The organism is Pseudomonas cichorii (genome assembly GCF_003700275.1).
Taxonomy (GTDB): Bacteria; Pseudomonadota; Gammaproteobacteria; order Pseudomonadales; family Pseudomonadaceae; genus Aquipseudomonas; species Aquipseudomonas cichorii_B.
Map to the genome: position 1 here is coordinate 34,384 of NZ_RBRE01000064.1, position 17,556 is coordinate 51,939.

The window sequence follows — 17,556 nt, forward strand, 5'->3', positions numbered from 1 at the left end:
TTAACCTCTCACCTGAACGCTGTCGGCCAGAATCGCCAACACCAGTTGCTGGAAATCCAGCCCGGCAGCACGCGCCGCCATCGGGACCAGACTGTGATCGGTCATGCCTGGCACGGTGTTGACTTCCAGCAGCCAGAACTTGCCTTCTGCATCCTGCATGACATCCGTGCGCGCCCAGCCTGCAATGCCGATGGCCTCGCATGCACGTGCTGTCAGTTGTTTGAGTTCCTGTTCCCGGGCATCACTGAGCCCGCACGGAATCCGGTACTGGGTATCGGAAGCCAGGTACTTGGCGTCGTAATCGTAGAAACTGTGAGGAGTGCCCAGGCCTATGGGCGGCAATACCTGGCCACGCAGGCACGCAATAGTGAACTCCGGACCCTGAATCCATTGCTCGACCAAAACTTGCGAATCGTAGGTACTGGCTGCTTTCCATGCGGCGATCAATTCGTCGACGCTGGTCACTTTCGCCATACCGATACTTGAACCTTCATGGGCCGGTTTGACGATCAAAGGGAAGCCCAGTTCCGTCGCCGCAGAAATACAATCGGCTTCGCTGCCCAGAACGGCATGCAACGGCGTTGCAAGACCCAGACTCTGCCAGACCTGCTTGGTACGCAACTTGTCCATCGCCAGCGCAGAAGCCAGTACACCGCTACCGGTGTACGGGATTTCCAGGCACTCCAGCAGGCCCTGCATCGTGCCGTCTTCACCGCCACGACCATGCAGAACGATAAAGGCCCGATCAATCCTTTCGCTGACCAGCCGCTGCAGGAAGTCATCGCCGACATCGATGCCGAACGCATCCACGCCAGCGCTGAGCAATGCATCCAGCACCGCATGCCCCGACTTCAACGAAACCTCCCGCTCAGCGCTCTTGCCACCGAAGAGCACGGCAACGCGGCCGAAGCTTTTCGGCTCAAGGGTCGAGCGCAGGGAAGATTGCGAGGTCGTGGTCATTTGAGCTTCCCTTCGGTAGAAGCGATGACTGCACCGGCGAACAATGGGCTCTTGAGCAGTTGCGGCGCCAGACCACCGATATCACCGGCGCCCTGACACAACAGGATGTCACCGGCACGCAACAGCGGCTTGACCAGCGGCGCCAGTTCGGCACCCCGCTCGATGTAGATAGGGTCCAGTTGCCCGCGCTGACGAATGCTGTGGCACAGGTTGCGGCTGTCGGCACCGGGAATCGGCTCTTCGCCCGCCGGATAGACTTCCATCAGCAACAGCACGTTGGCATCGGCCAGGACCTGTACGAAATCGTCATACAGGTCACGGGTACGGCTGAAACGGTGCGGCTGATAGACCATGACCAGACGACGCTCGGGCCAGCCGCCACGCACGGCGTTGATGACTGCAGCCACTTCACGTGGATGGTGACCGTAATCGTCGACCAGCATCACGTGGCCGCCTTCGACCGGCAGCTCGCCATAGACCTGGAAGCGCCGCCCCACGCCCTGGAAGCCCGACAGGCCCTGGACGATGGCTTCGTCGCTGATGCCTTCATCGGTGGCGATGGCGATGGTTGCCAGCGAGTTGAGCACGTTATGGTTGCCCGGCATGTTCACCGACACATCCAGCGGCTCGCGGTCACGACGCAGCACGGTGAAGAACGTCAGCATGCCGTCCTGGCGTACGTTGATCGCCCGCACATCGGAGGTTTCGCTGAAGCCGTAGGTCAGGGTCGGACGCTTGACCAGCGGCAGGATTTCACGCACGACCGGATCGTCGATGCACATCACCGCCAGACCGTAGAACGGCAGGTTGTGCAGGAACTCGACGAAGGTCTTCTTCAGCTTGTTGAAGTCGCCTTCGTAGGTGGCCATGTGATCGGCATCGATATTGGTGACGACCGCGACCAGCGGCTGCAGGTGCAGGAAGCTGGCGTCGCTTTCATCGGCCTCGGCGATCAGGTAACGGCTGGTGCCCAACTGTGCGTTGGTGCCCGCAGCGTTGAGACGGCCGCCGATCACGAACGTCGGGTCCAGGCCACCGGCAGCGAACACGGAAGCGATCAGGCTCGTGGTGGTGGTCTTGCCGTGAGTACCGGCAACGGCGATACCGTGGCGATAACGCATCAGCTCGGCCAGCATCTCGGCACGCGGTACGACAGGAATGCGACGCTCCAGAGCGGTCGCGACTTCCGGGTTGGAGGTGTTCACGGCACTGGAAACCACCAGCACGTCGGCACCGACGGCATTCTCGGCAAGGTGGCCGATGAAGATGTGGGCACCGAACGATTTCAGACGCTCGGTCACCGGCGAATTCTTCAGGTCCGAACCCGACACTTCATAGCCGAGGTTCAGCAGTACTTCGGCGATCCCGCACATGCCGACCCCGCCGATACCGACGAAGTGGATGCGGCGAATACGGCGCATTTCAGGCTGGGGCATGGCGCGTTGACTCTCAACCATGAACCACCTCCACACACACGTCGACCACAGTGTTGGTTGCATCGGGCCGGGCCAGCCTGCGGGCGGTACGGGCCATGTTGTTCAATTGCTCGGGTTGCATCAAAACCTCTTTCAGACGCTGTGCCATTTCGGCTGCGCCAGTTGTCGCTTGCGGCATGACGAAGGCTGCGCCTTCGCGAGCCAGATAGTCAGCGTTACGAGACTGGTGGTCGTCGATCGCGTGGGGCAGCGGTATCAGGAACGATGGCAAGCCTGCGGCTGCCAGTTCACTGATGGTCAACGCTCCGGCGCGACAGACGACCAGATCGGCCCAGGCGTAGGCCTGGGCCATGTTCTGGATAAACGGCGCGACCTGCGCTTCGACGCCAACGTTTCGATAGCGCTCGGCCGTCACTTCATCGTGTTTCTTGCCGGCCTGATGGAAGATCTCGGGCCGTATGTCTTCGGGCACCTGAGCCAGGGCTTCAGGCAGTAATTTGTTCAGCGGCTCCGCGCCCAGGCTGCCGCCCAGGATCAGCAGGCGAGCCTTGCGACCGGCCAGTGCCTGGCGCGGTGTTTCGAGAAACAGTTCGACCCGCACCGGGTTGCCGGTCGTGCGGCGCTTGGCGCTGCTGGCGAAGGTGTCCGGAAACGCCTCGCAGATCCGGCTGGCGAACGACGCCAGGCTACGGTTGGCCGTACCGGCCACCGCGTTCTGCTCATGAATGATCAACGGCACGCCCGCCAGCTTTGCAGCCAGGCCACCGGGGCCTGTGACATAACCGCCGAAGCCCACGACGCAAACCGGCTTCAGTTCACGCACGACCTTGCGCGCCTGTTGCAAGGCCTTGAGCAGCATGAACGGAGCCTTGAGCAGCGACAGGCGGCCTTTGCCGCGTAGACCTGTGGCATCGATCAGATGCAGGGTCAGCCCGGCCTGCGGTACCAGTTCGTTTTCGATACCACGCGGCGTACCCAGCCAGTGCACCTTGTAGCCACGCGACTGGAACTCGCGGGCGCAGGCCAGTGCCGGGAATACATGCCCGCCGGTGCCACCGGCCATGATCAGCACATTAGCGTCCATGGGGCGGCTCCTCGGCGAAGTCGCTTTCCTTGAATTCGGTTTCTTCGCTGCCCATGTTGTTGCGCGATTCCCATTCGATGCGCAGCAACAAACCGAGGCTCGCACAGCAGATCACCAACGAACTGCCGCCATAGCTGAGGAACGGCAAAGTCAGGCCTTTGGTCGGCAGCAGACCTACGTTCACGCCAATATTGATCAGGAACTGGCCGATCCACAGGAAAGAAAGACCATAGGCAACGTAGGCACCGAAGAACTGTTTGGCCCTTTCTGCCCACATACCTATGTACATGCCACGAATACTGACGAACAGGAACAGGCCAACAGTGAGCAAAGACCCGATCACACCCAGCTCTTCGGCAAGCACCGAGAACACGAAGTCGGTATGAGCTTCCGGCAGATAGAACTGTTTCTGGACGCTGTTGCCCAGACCGACGCCGAACCATTCGCCGCGACCGAATGCGATCAGCGCCTGGGTCAACTGGTAGCCGGAACCGAACTGGTCCGCCCACGGGTCGGTGAAGTTGGTCAGACGCGCCATCCGGTATGGCTGGGCCTGCACCAGCACCACGACAGAAGCGACTGCCAGCACCACCATCAGGGAGTAACGGAACAGGCCTACACCACCGAGGAACAACATGGCGGCAGCCGAGCCCATCATTACGACCGTGGCACCGAAGTCCGGCTCCATCAGCAAAAGGCCGGCCATCGGCAGCAACACGATGAACGGCTTGAAGAAGCCCATCCAGCTTTCGCGGACTTCCTGTTGACGACGAATCAGGTAACCCGCCAGGAAGATCACCACAAACACCTTGGCAATTTCCGAGGGCTGTACGTTGAACGCACCGAAGCCGATCCAGCGCATCGAGCCGTTCACCTCGCGACCGATTCCGGGCACCAGTACCAGCAACAGCAAGCCAAAGGCGCCGATCAGCATCAGCCAGCCCATGCGTTGCCAGGTTGCGACCGGAACCATCATGGTCGCGCAACAGGCACCCAGGCCGATCAGCAGATAGATCAGATGCCGGGTCATCATGTACAGCGTGTTGCCCGACTGCACGGCGGCCACTTCCGACGAGGCGGAAGTAATCATCACCAGCCCCAGCCCCAGCAGCGCAAGACAGCCGGCCAGCATCGGGAAGTCGAGGTCTATGCCGCGCCCGCTGATCAGCGGCGACGGGTAAGGCTTGATCACGCCAAAGATCATGACAAGCCCTCCACTGCCCGGGCAAACAGATGCCCGCGCTCTTCGTAGTTCTTGAACATGTCAAAACTTGCGCAGGCGGGCGAAAGCAGTACTGCATCGCCTTCCTGAGCCAGCTCGGCACTGCGTTGTACGGACTCCTCCAGAGTCTTGACCCGCACCAGCGGTACGGCGTCGCCCAGTGCCTGAGCGATCAGTTCGGCATCGCGGCCCAGCAGGACCACGGCCCGGCAGTGCGCCGCAACCGCAGCACGCAGGCCACTGAAATCGGCGCCCTTGCCATCGCCACCGGCGATCAGCACCAGCTTGCCGGCGATGTCCGCTCCCAGGCCTTCGATGGCCGCCAGTGCGGCGCCGACGTTGGTGGCCTTGGAGTCGTTGTAATAATTCACACCAGCCAGCTCACGCACCCATTGGCAGCGATGCTCAAGGCCGCCGAAAGTGCGCAGGCTGCTGAGCATGGCATCGAACGGCAGGCCAACGGCGTGACCCAGCGCCAGCGCAGCCAGGGCATTGGCCTGATTGTGTGCACCACGGACTTTCAGCTCGCGAACCGGCATCAGATTGTCGAACTGGAAGGCCAGGTATTTTTCGCCATTTTCTTCACGCAGACCAAAACCGTGGAAATCCGGTTTGGTCAGGCCGAAGGTCCAGCAAGGCAGGCCTTCGCCGATCAGCGGCCTGGAAAGCGCATCCTGACGATTGACCACCACCTGCCGCGCACCACGGAAAATCCGGTGCTTGGCCAGGTGATAGGCCGGCAGGCCGCTGTAGCGATCCATGTGGTCTTCGCTGACGTTCAGAACGGTCGCGACTTCGGCATTGAGTTCGTCGGTGGTTTCGAGCTGGAAGCTGGACAGTTCCAGCACGTACAGCTCGACGTCATCGCTGAGCAGATCCAGTGCCGGCATGCCGAGGTTGCCGCCGACCGCAACGCGCTTGCCGGCAGCCTGGGCCATTTCACCGACCAGCGTGGTCACGGTGCTTTTCGCATTGGAGCCGGTGATTGCAACGATCGGTGCCTTCGCGTAACGCGCGAACAGTCCGATGTCGCCGGACATCTTGACGCCACGGGCCTGGGCTTCCTGCAAGGCAGGCGTCGCCAGGGCCAGACCGGGGCTGACATACAGCTCGTCGGCACGGCAGAGAAACTCTACGTCCAGCTCGCCACAACGCACTTCCACCTGCGGGTAATCGCGACGCAAGGTCGCCAGCTCAGGAGGACTCTCCCGCGTATCGGCCACGGCAAAGGCAACGCCCCGGCTCGCCAGAAAGCGAACCAGGGACATGCCACTTTTGCCAAGACCGACAACGATACGGAAGCGGTCGGAAACGATCAAAGACACTCGGTCTACCTCAGTTTCAGCGTTGCAAGGCCGATCAGCACCAGAATCACGGTGATGATCCAGAAACGGACGATCACACGTGGCTCCGGCCAGCCCTTGAGTTCAAAGTGGTGGTGGATGGGCGCCATGCGGAACACACGGCGACCGGTCAGCTTGAATGAAGCGACCTGAATGACCACTGAAAGGGTTTCCATCACAAACACGCCGCCCATGATGAACAGGACCATTTCCTGACGGACGATCACGGCCATGGTGCCCAGCGCCGCGCCCAGTGCCAGGGCACCGACATCGCCCATGAAGACCTGGGCCGGGTATGTGTTGAACCACAGGAATCCGAGCCCCGCGCCGATCAGCGCACCGGAGAACACGATCAGTTCGCCCGCGCCCGGTACATAGGGAATCAGCAGGTATTCGGCAAATTTCACGTTACCCGACAGGTAGCAGAAGATACCCAGCGCACCGCCGACCATCACGGTCGGCATGATGGCCAGACCATCCAGGCCATCGGTCAGGTTGACAGCGTTGCTGGAGCCGACGATGACGAAATAGGTCAGCACGATGAAACCGACCATGCCCAGCTGGATGCGCACATCCTTGAGCATCGGCACGATCAAGGTGGTTTCGGTCGGCGAGGACGCAGTCGTATAAAGGAAGATCGCGGCACACAGACCGAACACCGACTGCCAGAAATATTTCCAGCGGCTCGGCAGGCCACGCGAGTTCTTTTCGATCACCTTGCGGTAGTCATCGACCCAGCCAATGGCACCGAACAGCAGCGTGACCAGCAGGACCACCCAGACATAGCGGTTGCTCAGGTCAGCCCACAGCAAGGTACTGATGCCAATGGACGACAGGATCAGGGCGCCGCCCATGGTCGGGGTGCCGGACTTGGAAAGATGCGATTGCGGACCATCGTTACGCACGGCCTGGCCAATCTGGCGAAGCTGCAGGGTACGAATCATCCACGGGCCCAGCCACAGCGACAGGGTCAAGGCCGTAAGCACGCCGAGAATCCCGCGCAAGGTCAGGTATTGGAAGACCGCAAAGCCTTTGTAGAACTGTTGTAAAAACTCGGCCAACAGCAGCAGCATCAATGTTTCTCCAGGCTAGAACCGCATAAGGCAGCCACGATGTTTTCCATCGCGGCACTACGCGAACCCTTGATCAATAAAGTGGTATTGGGGTCTTGCTCGGCGCCCAGCGCCGCAATCAGGTCGGCCTGACTGGCAAAATGGCGCGCATGCTCGCCGAAGGCATTGGCAGCGTGAACCATCAGCGGACCAACGGCATACAGTGCCGAAACCTTGCCGGCGGCATAGGCGCCCACGTCGTGGTGACCTTGCTCGGCCCATTCGCCCAGCTCGCCGATATCGCCCAGCACCAGAACCGTACGGCCCGGAAAATCGGAAAGCAGATCGACGGCGGCATTGATCGACGAAGGGTTGGCGTTGTAGGTGTCATCGATTACCCGCACGCCATTGCTGGCGATCTGTGCAACCGTGCGCCCCTTGACCGGCTGTACATTGTTCAGGCCGGTAACGATGCCTTCCAGACCAACGCCCAGCGCATGGGCCGCAGCCGCAGCCGCCAGCGCATTGCTCACGTTGTGCTTGCCGAGCAGGTTCAGTTGCACCCGCGCAGAGCCGGACGGGCTGTGCAGCATGAAATTCGGGCAACCACGGGCATCGCGCCCCAGGTCGCTGGCGTACAGATCGGCCAATGCGTCGGCAAAGGCAAAGCTGACGATTTTTCGCTCACCGACGCGGGCGCGCCAGATCGGGAAAGCCTTGTCCTCCAGATTCAGGACCGCAACGCCGCTGGCATCGAGCCCTTCGAGAATTTCGCCCTTGGCTTCGACGATTCGGTCCGGACCACCGAACTCACCGACATGGGCAGTCCCGGCATTGGTAATCAAAGCGACATGAGGCTTTGCCAGACTGACCGTGAAGGCGATTTCGCCGACGCGGGAGGCGCCCAGCTCAATGACCGCCGACGAATATTCAGGCGCCAGTTCCAGCAGGGTCAGCGGCACGCCCAATTCGTTGTTCAGGTTGCCACGGGTGGCCAGAACCGGTCCGCGCGTGCGCATGATGCTGGCCAGCATTTCCTTGACCGTGGTCTTGCCACTGGAGCCGGTGATGGCGGCAACCGGCCGGTCGACAAAAGCATTGCGATTGATCGCACCCAGTTGCGCCAAAGCCTTGCGGGTATCGAGCACGACCAGTTGCGGCAGGCTTGAACCTTCCACTTCGCGCTCGACCAGAGCACCCACGGCGCCTTTGGCGGCAACCTGATCCAGATACTCATGGCCATCGAAACGCGGCCCGGTCAGGGCAACGAACAACTGACCCGGCTGAATGCCACGGCTATCGGTGCTCACACCGGTAAAGCTGCAATCGCCTACCCGACGTGCATCGAGTGGCGCGACCAGTTCGCTGAAGCTCAGGGCTTTAAGCATGCGCGAGCTCCCATGCAACAAGGGCTTTGGCAGCCTCGTCCAGATCGGAGAACGCATGGCGCTGACCGTCGATTTCCTGATAGTCCTCATGGCCCTTGCCAGCCAGAACCACTACATCGGTCGCGGCGGCACTGGCAATCAGCTCGGCAATCGCCTGACCACGGCCTTCCACGAAATGCACAGCTTCCGGGGCAACGAAGCCCGGACGAATATCATCGAAGATTCGGGTCGCGGCTTCGGTACGCGGATTGTCGTCCGTCACCCACACGCCATCGGCAAGGCGCTCGACCACTTCGGCCATCAGCGGGCGCTTGCCACGGTCACGATCACCGCCACAACCGAACAGGCACAGCAAACGGCCCTGAGCATGCGGGCGCAAGGCATGAAGAACCTGCTCAAGGGCATCGGGCGTGTGCGCGTAATCGACCACTACCAGAGGTTTGTCGGCACCGCCCAGGCGCTGCATGCGTCCGACCGGACCTTCCAGCTTGGGCAAGACCTTGAGAATTTCGTCCAGCGCGTATTCCAGACCGAGCAAGGCACCAATTGCAGCCAGCACGTTGCTCAGGTTGAAACGGCCCAGCAGGCGGCTGCGCAGCAGGTGCTCGCCTTGCGCCGTGACCAGCGTGGCGCGCACGCCATCGTCGTCGAACCTGGCATCACGGCAATACAGCGATGCGCTCTTGTCTTGCAGGCTGTAAGTGATGAGCCGCGACTGGTGCTTGGTCTCTATCAGTTCACGACCGAATTCGTCGTCCAGGTTGATGACCCGGCAACGCAGATCCGGCCATGCAAAAAGCCTGGCCTTGGCTGCGCCATAGGCCTGCATCGTGCCGTGGTAATCCAGATGATCGCGGGACAGATTGGTCAGCACCGCAACATCGAAATCCAGCGCGGCGACGCGCCCCTGCTCCAGGCCATGGGACGATACTTCCATCGCCACGGCGCGGGCACCGGCCTTTTTCAGGTCGGCGATGATCGCCTGTACGGAAATCGGATCGGGCGTTGTGTGGCGACCGCTTTGCAGGGAGCCATAGAAACCGGTCCCCAGGGTGCCAACGATGCCGCAATGCTGACCCAGCAGATCGAGTGCCTGGGCAACCAGTTGCGTGACACTGGTCTTGCCGTTGGTGCCAGTCACGCCGACCAGATTCAGTCGACGGCTCGGCTCGCCATAGAAGCGCCCGGCGATATCGGACAGTTGCGCAGCCAGGCCCTTGACCGGAATCAATGGCACGTCGGTGATCGGCAGTACCTTGGCACCTTCGACTTCATAAGCCACCGCCGCCGCACCGCGTTGCAGGGCATCGGCAATATGGTCACGACCATCGAGCTTGATGCCGGGCACGGCGAGGAACAGATCCCCCGGCCGGACACTACGACTGTCGAGGGTCAACTCGCGAATCAGGGGATCGCGGTCGGTTTGAGCGAAAATCTTGCTCAGATTGAAAGCCATCAGCCACGCCCTCCTTTCACTACAGGGGCAACATTGACCTGCTCTTGCGGAACCGCGAGGTTGTCAGGCGTCACGTTCATCAAACGCAACGTGCCGGACATGACCTTGCTGAATACCGGGGCAGAAACCAGACCACCGAAATAGCCACCCTTGCTCGGTTCGTCGATCACAACGACGATCGCGTAGCGCGGGTTACTCATCGGGCCAAAACCGGCGAACAGGGAGCGGTAGGAGTTTTCCGCGTATCCCTTGGTGCCAATGGAAGTCTTGCGCGCAGTACCACTCTTGCCACCGACGTGATACGACGGCACCCGGGCGCGATAAACGCCACGCGGGTCTTCGATCACTTGCTGCAACATGCCCTGCAGGGTCTTGGCAGTGTTTTCCGGAATGGCCTGCACCGCGGTCGGCGGCGTATCGCTTTTCAGAATGGTCAGCGGCACGATCCGGCCATTGTTGGCCAGCGCGCCGTAGGCATGCACCAGTTGCAAGGCGGTCACCGACAGCCCGTAGCCATAGGACAGGGTTGCGGTTTCGGCCTTGCGCCACTCGCGATAGTTCGGCAGGTTGCCCACGCGCTCGCCCGGGAATCCAAGGCCTGTGTACTGGCCGAAACCGACGCGCTGCATGGTGCGGAAGATCGCTTCACCGCCCACGTCGAAGGCAATCTTGCTCATGCCCACGTTACTGGAGTTGATCAGGATGCCGGTCAGGTCGAGGACCGGCCCTTCGGTCTTGGTTACGTCGCGAATGGTGTATTTGCCGATCTGCAAGGTACCCGGATAGACCTCGACCTTGTCGGTCGGCTTCCAGCGTCCGCTGTCCAGCGCCGTGGTCATGGAAATCGGCTTCATGGTCGAACCGGGCTCGAACACGTCGATGATTGCCCGGTTGCGCATGGCCGCAGGCACCATGGTGCGGCGGTTGTTAGGGTTGTAGGTCGGCTGGTTGACCATGGCCAGGACTTCGCCGGTCTTCACGTCCATGATAACCAGGCTACCGGCCTTGGCTTCGTTCTCTACAATGGCGTTGCGCAACTCACGAGTAGCCAGATATTGCAGACGCAGATCAATAGACAAAGCCAAGGTCTTGCCGGCCTTGGCGTTCTTGGTTACCTGGACGTCCTTGATCAGTCGTCCCCTGCGATCCTTGATCACCTGTCGCTTGCCGGGAACTCCGGCGAGCCAGTCGTCATAGGCAAGTTCGACACCCTCACGACCGTGGTCATCGAGGTCGGTGAAACCCACCATGTGTGCGGTTACGTCACCGGCCGGATAGAAGCGCCGGAACTCCTCGATGCCATAGACGCCCGGTACTTTCAGGTCCAGCACCGCCTGCCCTTGCTCAGGTGTCAGGCCGCGGACCAGATAAATGAATTCCTTGGTGGCCTGGGAATCCAGGCGCTCGGTCATGGCCTTGAGGTCCTGACCCAGAGCGGCAGCCAGAATCGACCACTTGGTCTTGTCCTGCTGCATTTCACGCGGGTTGGCCCACAGCGTGGTCACCGGCGTACTGACGGCCAGCGGCTCGCCATTGCGGTCGGTGATCAGGCCACGGTGAGCCGGGATCGGGATATGACGGAGGCTGCGCGCATCACCCTGCTCCTTGAGAAAGGTGTGATCGATGACCTGCAGATCGATGATGCGCCAGCAGATGGCGAGCACCAGGACGACAAGCAGTCCCACCACTACGCGGAACCGCCATGGATACAGCGCACCCTCAAGTTTCATCATGGCGCCACCATCCGTACTTCGGCGGCGTTGGGGATACGCATTTTCAACTGTTCGGAAGCCAGGTTCTCGATGCGGCTGTGGGCCGTCCAGGTACTCTGCTCGAGAATCAGGCGCCCCCACTCGGCCTGCGCCTTGTCGCGCACGCTCATTTCCGAGTACAGGGAGTTAAGCAATTGCCGGTTCCAGTGGGCGCTGTAGGACACACCGATTGCCGAAACCAGGACGCCAATGAACAGCAGCAACATTATGAAACTGCCGCCGGGCAATGGCTTGAGGAACAGACGGCTCACCTGAGCTTCTCCGCCACGCGCATGACAGCGCTGCGCGAGCGTGGATTGGCTCTGGTTTCTTCATCCGAGGCGAACTGTGCCTTGCCAATGAGTCTGATTTTCGGCTCGAAGGCCTTGAACTGGATCGGCAGGTTACGCGGCATGTTGTCTGCCTCGCCCTTGACGAGCTTGCGCATGAACAACTTGACGATACGGTCTTCCAGGGAATGGAAGCTGATGACCACCAGACGACCGCCGATTTCCAGGTTATCCAGTGCAGCCTCAAGGCCGGCTTCCAGATCACCCAGTTCGTTGTTGACGTGAATACGCAGGCCCTGAAAGGCGCGCGTCGCAGGATTCTTGCCCTTTTCCCAGGCGGGGTTGGCGACCTTGAGCACTTCGGCGAGATCGGCCGTGCGCTCGAAAGGCTGGATTTCGCGACGTGCGACCACGGCATTGGCCATGCGCCGGGCGAAACGCTCTTCACCGTATTCCTTGAAAACCCTGGCGATCTCCTCGGCGGGAGCGGTGGCGATGAACTCGGCAGCGCTCACGCCGCGAGTCGGGTCCATGCGCATATCCAGCGGGCCATCATTCATGAAACTGAAGCCACGCTCCGGATCATCCAGTTGTGGCGAAGAAACGCCCAGGTCGAGCAGGATACCGCTGACCTTGCCTGACAAGCCGCGTTCCTGAGCCTCCGAGCCCATTTCGGCAAAGCTTCTCTGCACAATGACAAAGCGGCCGTCTTCGGCCGCCAGCGCTTGCCCCGTGGCAATCGCTTGAGGGTCCTTGTCAAACCCCAGCAAACGGCCATCCGGCCCCAGATGCTGCAATATCAGGCGACTATGTCCGCCACGACCGAATGTGCCGTCCAGATAGCAGCCATCGGCGCGCACAGCGAGAGCCTCGACGGCTTCTTCGAGCAGTACGGTGATGTGGGTAAAACTGCTGTTCATAGTCACAGGATCAGGTCACGTAATTCATCAGGCATCGCGCCAGGTTTTTGAATGGCTGCAAGGTCGGCATCGGCAAGAGCGTTCCAGGCATCCTCGTCCCACAGTTGAAACTTATTAAGCTGTCCAACCAACATCACACGCTTATCCAACTTGGCATATTCACGAAGACGCGGCGGCACCAGAAAACGCCCACTGCCGTCAAGCTCCAGATCCACTGCATTACCAATCAAAAGCCGCTGCAACCGGCGGTTTTCCTCGCGAAAGGTCGCGAGCTCACGAAGTTTCGCTTCAATCAGTTCCCACTCGGACAGCGGATAAAGACACAAGCAGGGGTCAACGGCATCAATGGTCACGATCATCTGGCCGGAGCTACGCGAATCCAACTCGTCACGGTACCGGCTCGGCATGGCGAGACGACCCTTGGCATCGAGATTGATTGCGTTGGCACCACGAAACACAGGCGCACTCTCCGAATTTTATCTTTTCGCGCTAAAAAAACCCACTTCGTGCCACTTTCTGCCACTTGCGCACACTATAGGAATGCGCCCACCACACCGTCAAGGCACGGTCTTAAGGAAACCCCTTACATTTCGGAGATTTAGGAGTGGTATTGGAGGAGGAGAGATAAATTTTCGCGGATTTTGACGGGCAAACACCAAGCCGCCCAAAAGGTTGCAGGCAGAAGTTAAAGTAATTTATTAAGTGTAAGAATTTTTTGGCATTACGGAAGGGAAAAACTACTGCTTATCAGCAGTAGGAAAAAAAGGTGGAGAGTCGATCTGTAAGCCGGGTTCTGTCGAGGACAGTCATTCCTCTACGACGGCCATCACTGGACGTCTTTAGCAACCTACCCGGTTCCAGCGCGGGCCACGCCTAGGAACCCTATTTGGTCTTGCTCCGAGTGGGGTTTACCTTGCCACGACCTGTTGCCAGACGTGCGGTGCGCTCTTACCGCACCTTTTCACCCTTACCGGCACCGAAGTGCTTAGGCGGTTATTTTCTGTGGCACTTTCCGTAGGCTCGCGCCTCCCAGGCGTTACCTGGCACTCCGCCCTATGGAGCCCGGACTTTCCTCCCCCCCTTGTTGCGAAACAACAAGAGGCAGCGACTGTCCAATCGACTCTCCGCCGCCAAGGTTAGCGGTACGAGGCCTCAAGAACAAGCATTAAAAGCCCCATACACGCGCATTCGTCGCACCGAATGGAACTTATTGACCCTTCTGCTTCTCCAACGCGACCTGGTAAAGCAGGTTCTTGCGCACACCGGTAATTTCGGCGGCAAGTGCAGCGGCCCGCTTGAGCGGCATTTCTTCCAGCAACAGATCCAGCACCCTGCGCGCCTCTGCGCCAATCACGTCCTCGTCCTGCGGCGGAGTCCATCCGGCGACCAGCACCACGCATTCGCCACGCTGCTGATTACTGTCGGCTTCGACAAAAGCCCGCAACTCAGCCAGCGGCAATCCCTTGAGTGTTTCAAAGGTCTTGGTCAGTTCGCGCGCCAGCAATGCAGGCCGCTCGGGACCGAAAACCTCCTCCATGTCCTGAAGGCATTCGAGAATCCGGTGCGGCGCTTCATAGAAGATCAGCGTACGCGGCTCTTCGCGCAGCACTTCAAGCCGAGTCTTGCGCCCGACCGCCTTGGCCGGCAGAAACCCTTCAAAGATGAAACGATCTGAAGGCAGCCCGGCAGCCGACAGCGCCGCGATCAATGCGCAGGCACCCGGCACGGGAACAACCTGCACACCGGCCGCTCGCGCCTGCCTGACCAGGTGATAGCCCGGATCGGAGATCAGCGGCGTGCCGGCATCGGAGATCAGTGCAACATCATCACCGGCCAGCAAGCGGGTGATAAAACGACTACCTTCGTCGCGCTCGTTATGTTCATGGCAGGCAGCCAGAGGCGTGGATATTCCAAAATGCTGCATCAGGCGTGACGAGTGACGCGTATCCTCTGCTGCTATCAACGCCACTTCGCGCAGCACTTTCAAGGCCCGCACGCTCATGTCATCCAGATTGCCGATAGGCGTCGCGACTACATAAAGCGAACCCATGGTGGAATTCGAAACAAGCGGAGCAGTCAAAGCGCAGACCTCATTTTTGATGTTTGAAAAACCGCATTGTACAGACTACGAACCTGACCAATGGTGTATCACGTTCAGGGATGAATACAAAAAAGGAAGGAATGCCATGATTCTGCAGCGCCGCAAGATGCTGAAACACTCTCGATTCAGGTGTATTGGCCGATAGAAGGCCATGACACGACCAATATCACTGCTTTCGACACCATCGAAGTCGCACCCCGGCCAGTGCTTGGGTACAATTCCCCGCTAACTTGCTTGAGTATCAGGAACACATCAAATGATCGCCTGCCTGCGGCTGTTCTCTGCCCTCTGCCTCGCTGCCCTGCTTGCAGCCTGTGCCAGCTCGCCCTCATCCAGTCTTGGTGAGCTTCCTCGCACTCCCGACGCCAGCATCGAGCAATTGCTCGACCAGGCTGCGGCCGCCAAGACGCCGGATCAGGCCGCGCCATTGCGCCTGAGCGCTGCGGATCTGGCGAATCGCCAGAACAACCCTGGCCGTGCGGCGCAGATTCTCGCCCAGGTACCACTGGATCAACTGAAACCCGGCCTGCAAGTCTTCGCCAGCACCCTGGCGGCCGAACTGGCCATGGGCCGCAACCAGCCAAAGGCGGCGCTGACCGCACTGGACCATCCGAGCCTGCAACGCCTTGGCGAGCTGTCGGTGGAGCAGCAAGTGCGCACCCACACCGTTCGTGCCCGCGCCCTTGAGGCCGATGGCCAGACCCTGGCTGCCGCCCGCGAGCGCGTATTTGCCGGTCCGTTGCTGCAAGGTAACGACGCCAGCGCCAACAACGATGCCATCTGGGCACTGGTCGCCGCGCTGCCTGCCGATCAACTGCAAAGCACCGCAACTGACGATATGGGCGGCTGGCTGAATCTGGCCCGCTCGGTCAAGGGCGCCGGCACGCTGGAGCAACAACAGGCGGCCATCGACACCTGGAAAGCCCAGAACCCGCAACACCCGGCTGCCAGACAACTGCCGACCACCCTCGCCCAACTGCGCGCCCTGACCAGCGAGCCGCTGACCAAGATCGCCCTGCTGCTGCCACAGGACGGCCAGCTGGCTTCGGTCGCCAAGGCGCTGCGCGAAGGCTTCATGGCCGCGCATTATCAGGCTCAGCAAGCCGGCCAGAACCCGCCGGCCATCCAGGTCTTCGACAGCTCGCGCATCACCTCGATGGATGAGTTCTACCGCCAGGCCAAGGCTGCCGGCGCGCAGCTAGTGGTTGGTCCACTGGAAAAGAATCTGGTCAAACAACTGAACGGCCGCGAACAACTGCCTATTACCACGCTGGCCCTGAACTACAGCGACTCCAACACCGAAGGTCCGGCACAGCTGTTCCAGTTCGGCCTCGCTGCCGAAGACGAAGCCCGCGAAGTGGCGCGTCGCGCCTGGGCAGACGGCAAACGCAGCGCCGTTGCCATGGTGCCGAAAGGCGAATGGGGCGATCGCGTACTGGATGCCTTCCGTAAAAGCTGGCAAGCCAAGGGCGGCAAACTGATCGCCGCCGAGCACGTAGACCAGCCTGTGGCCCTCGCCCAGCAGGTTGCCGATCTGTTCCAGTTGCGCAACAGCGAAGGCCGCGCCCAGCGCCTGCAAAGCACGGTTGGTTCGCAAGTCGCCGCCCAGCCGACCCGCCGCCAGGACATCGACTTCATGTTCCTGGCCGCAACGCCTCAGCAGGCCCAGCAAATCAAGCCGACCATGGTATTCCAGTACGCAGGCGACGTTCCGGTCTACGCAACGTCCCACCTGTTCACCAACAGCAACGATCAGGCCCAGTACCTGGACCTGAACGGCGTACGCTTCTGCGAAACCCCGTGGCTGCTCAATGCCAACGATCCTCTGCGCCAGCAGGTTACCGCCCAGTGGCCACAAGCATCCGGCAGCCTTGGCCGCCTCTACGCCATGGGCATCGACGCCTATCGCCTGGCGCCGCGCCTTGGCCAGCTCAAGGCCTTGCCTGAAAGCCGCATCGACGGTCTCTCGGGCAGCCTGAGCATGAGCCCGGGCCGCCGTGTCGAGCGTCAACTGCCATGGGCAGAGTTCGTCGATGGCAAGGTCCAGCGCCTGCCGGACACCGCTCCTTGATAACAGGCAACACCCGGCAACAGGCAGGGCGCGAGGCAGAAGCCAGCGCCCTGCTGTATCTGCAGCAGCAAGGCCTGCGCCTGATTACTCAAAACTGGTCATGTAAACGCGGCGAGCTTGATCTAGTCATGCTCGACGGCGATACAGTAGTATTCGTCGAAGTTCGCTACCGCCGCCATTCAGGCTGGGGTGGAGCCATGGAAAGCGTCGATTTTCGTAAACAGGAAAAGCTGATCATTGCGGCACAACTGTTTCTGCAACAAGAATCACACTGGGCCGATTATACCTGCCGTTTCGACGTGATCGCTGTCGATGGCGATCCTGGCAAGGCCGCCCCCATGAAGTGGCTCAAGAGCGCATTCGACAGCTGATTTGCCCAGTGGCACAGGCCCGGGCAATCACTCTGACGCGCAGCAACACCCTTTATTACCTTTGCTATTTGTTTTGCGGGCTGCACATTCAGTGTGCGGGGAGCCGCCGGG

15 protein-coding genes and 1 other RNA gene are annotated in these 17,556 nt (G+C 60.5%); 2 read left to right on the top strand and 14 right to left on the bottom strand.

Features of this window, described 5'->3' with window-relative positions:
- The 14 genes from ALQ04_RS17680 to rsmI form a co-directional block, all read right to left on the bottom strand.
- The gene (locus tag ALQ04_RS17680; RefSeq protein ID WP_122317040.1) at window positions 1-960 is read right to left on the bottom strand and encodes a D-alanine--D-alanine ligase; all 960 of its coding nucleotides are present in this window, start codon (window positions 958-960) and stop codon (window positions 1-3) included.
- Window positions 957-2,417 (bottom strand): UDP-N-acetylmuramate--L-alanine ligase, encoded by a 1,461-nt coding sequence (murC, locus tag ALQ04_RS17685; RefSeq protein ID WP_122317041.1) that lies wholly within the window; start codon window positions 2,415-2,417, stop codon window positions 957-959. Before murC ends, ALQ04_RS17680 begins: the two co-directional genes overlap by 4 nt.
- Complete coding sequence (murG, locus tag ALQ04_RS17690) at window positions 2,410-3,480, bottom strand: undecaprenyldiphospho-muramoylpentapeptide beta-N-acetylglucosaminyltransferase (protein WP_122317042.1); 1,071 nt, start codon at window positions 3,478-3,480, stop codon at window positions 2,410-2,412. The genes murC and murG overlap by 8 nt, the downstream gene beginning before the upstream one ends.
- Window positions 3,470-4,684: a putative lipid II flippase FtsW gene (gene ftsW / locus ALQ04_RS17695; RefSeq protein ID WP_122317043.1), complete on the bottom strand. Its 1,215-nt coding sequence runs from the start codon at window positions 4,682-4,684 to the stop codon at window positions 3,470-3,472. Before ftsW ends, murG begins: the two co-directional genes overlap by 11 nt.
- The gene (murD, locus tag ALQ04_RS17700) at window positions 4,681-6,027 is read right to left on the bottom strand and encodes a UDP-N-acetylmuramoyl-L-alanine--D-glutamate ligase (protein WP_122317044.1); all 1,347 of its coding nucleotides are present in this window, start codon (window positions 6,025-6,027) and stop codon (window positions 4,681-4,683) included. The genes ftsW and murD overlap by 4 nt, the downstream gene beginning before the upstream one ends.
- Before the next feature lie 5 nt (window positions 6,028-6,032).
- Window positions 6,033-7,118 carry a phospho-N-acetylmuramoyl-pentapeptide-transferase gene (mraY, locus tag ALQ04_RS17705; RefSeq protein WP_122317045.1) on the bottom strand — a complete coding sequence of 362 codons (1,086 nt, stop codon included), beginning with the start codon at window positions 7,116-7,118 and terminating at the stop codon, window positions 6,033-6,035.
- Window positions 7,118-8,485 carry a UDP-N-acetylmuramoyl-tripeptide--D-alanyl-D-alanine ligase gene (gene murF / locus ALQ04_RS17710; protein WP_122317046.1) on the bottom strand — a complete coding sequence of 456 codons (1,368 nt, stop codon included), beginning with the start codon at window positions 8,483-8,485 and terminating at the stop codon, window positions 7,118-7,120. Before murF ends, mraY begins: the two co-directional genes overlap by 1 nt.
- Window positions 8,478-9,941 carry a UDP-N-acetylmuramoyl-L-alanyl-D-glutamate--2,6-diaminopimelate ligase gene (locus ALQ04_RS17715; RefSeq protein WP_122317047.1) on the bottom strand — a complete coding sequence of 488 codons (1,464 nt, stop codon included), beginning with the start codon at window positions 9,939-9,941 and terminating at the stop codon, window positions 8,478-8,480. The genes murF and ALQ04_RS17715 overlap by 8 nt, the downstream gene beginning before the upstream one ends.
- Window positions 9,941-11,671, bottom strand: a complete 1,731-nt coding sequence (locus tag ALQ04_RS17720; protein ID WP_183142218.1) for a penicillin-binding protein 2 — start codon at window positions 11,669-11,671, stop codon at window positions 9,941-9,943. The genes ALQ04_RS17715 and ALQ04_RS17720 overlap by 1 nt, the downstream gene beginning before the upstream one ends.
- Window positions 11,671-11,964 carry a cell division protein FtsL gene (gene ftsL, locus ALQ04_RS17725; protein ID WP_122317049.1) on the bottom strand — a complete coding sequence of 98 codons (294 nt, stop codon included), beginning with the start codon at window positions 11,962-11,964 and terminating at the stop codon, window positions 11,671-11,673. Before ftsL ends, ALQ04_RS17720 begins: the two co-directional genes overlap by 1 nt.
- The gene (rsmH, locus tag ALQ04_RS17730; protein WP_122317050.1) at window positions 11,961-12,902 is read right to left on the bottom strand and encodes a 16S rRNA (cytosine(1402)-N(4))-methyltransferase RsmH; all 942 of its coding nucleotides are present in this window, start codon (window positions 12,900-12,902) and stop codon (window positions 11,961-11,963) included. Before rsmH ends, ftsL begins: the two co-directional genes overlap by 4 nt.
- 2 nt (window positions 12,903-12,904) lie before the next feature.
- On the bottom strand, window positions 12,905-13,360 hold the full coding sequence (gene mraZ / locus ALQ04_RS17735) for a division/cell wall cluster transcriptional repressor MraZ (RefSeq protein WP_122317051.1): 456 nt from the start codon (window positions 13,358-13,360) through the stop codon (window positions 12,905-12,907).
- 308 nt (window positions 13,361-13,668) lie between these two features.
- Window positions 13,669-14,026, bottom strand: an RNA gene (gene rnpB / locus ALQ04_RS17740) — RNase P RNA component class A.
- A gap of 83 nt (window positions 14,027-14,109) precedes the next feature.
- On the bottom strand, window positions 14,110-14,952 hold the full coding sequence (rsmI, locus tag ALQ04_RS17745; protein WP_183142212.1) for a 16S rRNA (cytidine(1402)-2'-O)-methyltransferase: 843 nt from the start codon (window positions 14,950-14,952) through the stop codon (window positions 14,110-14,112).
- 307 nt (window positions 14,953-15,259) lie between these two features.
- Here rsmI and ALQ04_RS17750 point away from each other — a divergent pair, with 307 nt between their 5' ends.
- Together ALQ04_RS17750 and ALQ04_RS17755 are read left to right on the top strand one after the other, a co-directional pair.
- Window positions 15,260-17,074: a penicillin-binding protein activator gene (locus ALQ04_RS17750; RefSeq protein WP_122317053.1), complete on the top strand. Its 1,815-nt coding sequence runs from the start codon at window positions 15,260-15,262 to the stop codon at window positions 17,072-17,074.
- Entirely contained in the window at window positions 17,074-17,445 is a 372-nt protein-coding gene (locus tag ALQ04_RS17755) for a YraN family protein (RefSeq protein WP_409077273.1), read from the top strand. Before ALQ04_RS17750 ends, ALQ04_RS17755 begins: the two co-directional genes overlap by 1 nt.
- Window positions 17,446-17,556 lie beyond the last annotated feature (111 nt).